Origin of the sequence: Methylobacter sp. (assembly GCF_004322395.1) — a bacterium.
Taxonomy (GTDB): domain Bacteria; phylum Pseudomonadota; class Gammaproteobacteria; order Methylococcales; family Methylomonadaceae; genus Methylobacter_A.
Genome location: NZ_SCTW01000048.1, coordinates 1 through 1,733, shown reverse-complemented (window position 1 = coordinate 1,733; position 1,733 = coordinate 1). Strand labels below are relative to the sequence as shown.

The 1,733-nt window shown below is 48.7% G+C and carries 1 protein-coding gene; it reads right to left on the bottom strand.

Annotated elements, in window-relative coordinates; translation table 11 throughout:
* Window positions 1–129: 129 nt before the first annotated feature.
* The gene (locus EPO18_RS06875; RefSeq protein ID WP_292432397.1) at window positions 130–1,560 is read right to left on the bottom strand and encodes an IS1182 family transposase; all 1,431 of its coding nucleotides are present in this window, start codon (window positions 1,558–1,560) and stop codon (window positions 130–132) included.
* Between the last annotated feature and the right edge of the window lie 173 nt (window positions 1,561–1,733).

The following is a 1,733-nucleotide window of genomic DNA, read 5'->3' as shown; positions in this document are numbered from 1 at the left end:
GAGAAAGCCATAAAGAGGATTCCTAATGAATTTTTTGATTGGCTCCAAAATTGGATCCATTTCAGATTTTGCGATTGTGCAACCCAATTATGTCCGTAAACATCCCTTTGAATGATGCAAAAGGGGTTCTCAGGCCCTTATTGCCTCAATCATGGCTGGGGCACCCAATATATTCATGACCCGTTTCATATTGTAGGCCAGCACGTGCAAGCTCATTTCCGTACTAACGTTTTTTAATTCCTTGGTGAGAAAATGGGTGGTTCCCATCCATGCCTTGAGGGTGCCAAAGGGATGTTCCACGGTCTGGCGTCGTATGCGCATGCTCTCAGGTGCTTGATCTAGACGAGTTTGCATGGTTTCAAGCACGTCTTCATGCTCCCAACGAGCCACTCGTCTTTCGGTGCCGGGCGTACACTGGGCCTTGATGTCACACTGCTGGCAGCATGAACTCCAATAGCGATGCAGGTTCAGCCCATTCTCGATCCTGGATGAGCGCCAAATTAGCGTCTGGCCCGCAGGGCAGCGATATTCGTTATTTTCAGCATCGTAAATAAAGTCGGCCTTATCAAATCGTCCAGCCGCCTTGGCGCCAGACGTTTTACATTTAGGAACTAAAGCGGTAATACCCGTTTCATGGCAGGCCAGAATTTCTTCGCTCTTGAAATAGCCCCGATCGGCGATGACCGTTAGGTTCTGGACATTCATTGCTGTGCGGGCCTGCTTAGCCATCGAAGTCAGCTGGTCTCGGTCTATGCCAACATTGGTCACCTCATGGGCGACAATCAGGTGATGCTGGGTATCAACGGCAGTCTGAACATTGTAGCCGACAATACCTGTGCCTCGGGTTTTCATGGAACGGGCATCGGGATCAGTGAGGGAAATTTGTTTATCGGCTGTCTGATTGAGCTGGACTTCGATGTCCTTGAGCGCTTTCATCTGCTCTTTCAGAGCAGTAATCTTGTCTTGCAGTCGCTCCGTTTTGGCTTTTGCGACCGAGGGTTCTTGCCGGTCAGCGGTGTCGAGGGCGGTTAAATAGCGATTGATGCTCGACTCGATTTCTTCCATTCGCCGCTGCAACTTAGCGCTGGTGAAATTCCGGTCTCGATTATTGACAGCTTTGAATTTACTGCCATCAATAGCCACTAATGCGTCGGAAAATAACCCAAGCCGCTGGCATAGCACGATAAACTGCCGACAAACGCTTCGAATCGCTTTGCCATTGTCTTTACGGAAATTGGCAATGGTCTTGAAGTCAGGAGTCAGACGTCCAACCAGCCACATCAGTTCGACATTACGCTGTGTCTCTTTCTCAAGTCGCCGACTGGATTGAATACGATTGAGGTATCCGTAGATGTAAATCTTCAAGAGAATGGCAGGATGATAGGATGGCCTGCCGGTGATCGCCGGCTCAACGCCGTCAAATCCTAGCTTGCACAGATCAAGCTCATCGACAAAGACATCAACAATGCGAACTGGATTGGTATCGGTAATGTAGTCATCGATACTTTCCGGCAATAACGTTGTTTGTGTTCGGCATTCGCCTTCAATGAATCGCTTCATCCGCTGGCTCCATCAATAACGTGAGCCAATTATATCAAGTCAGGCGTTTTGACACAGTCTGGGCCAGGAGCCGACTGTCAAAATTGCCAACTGTATGGCTGGTCAACTTTGGAAATTGGTCCTTCATAATGTTACGTTCTGCCGCACGTGTTATTGAAACGCCTTAAAGAAAG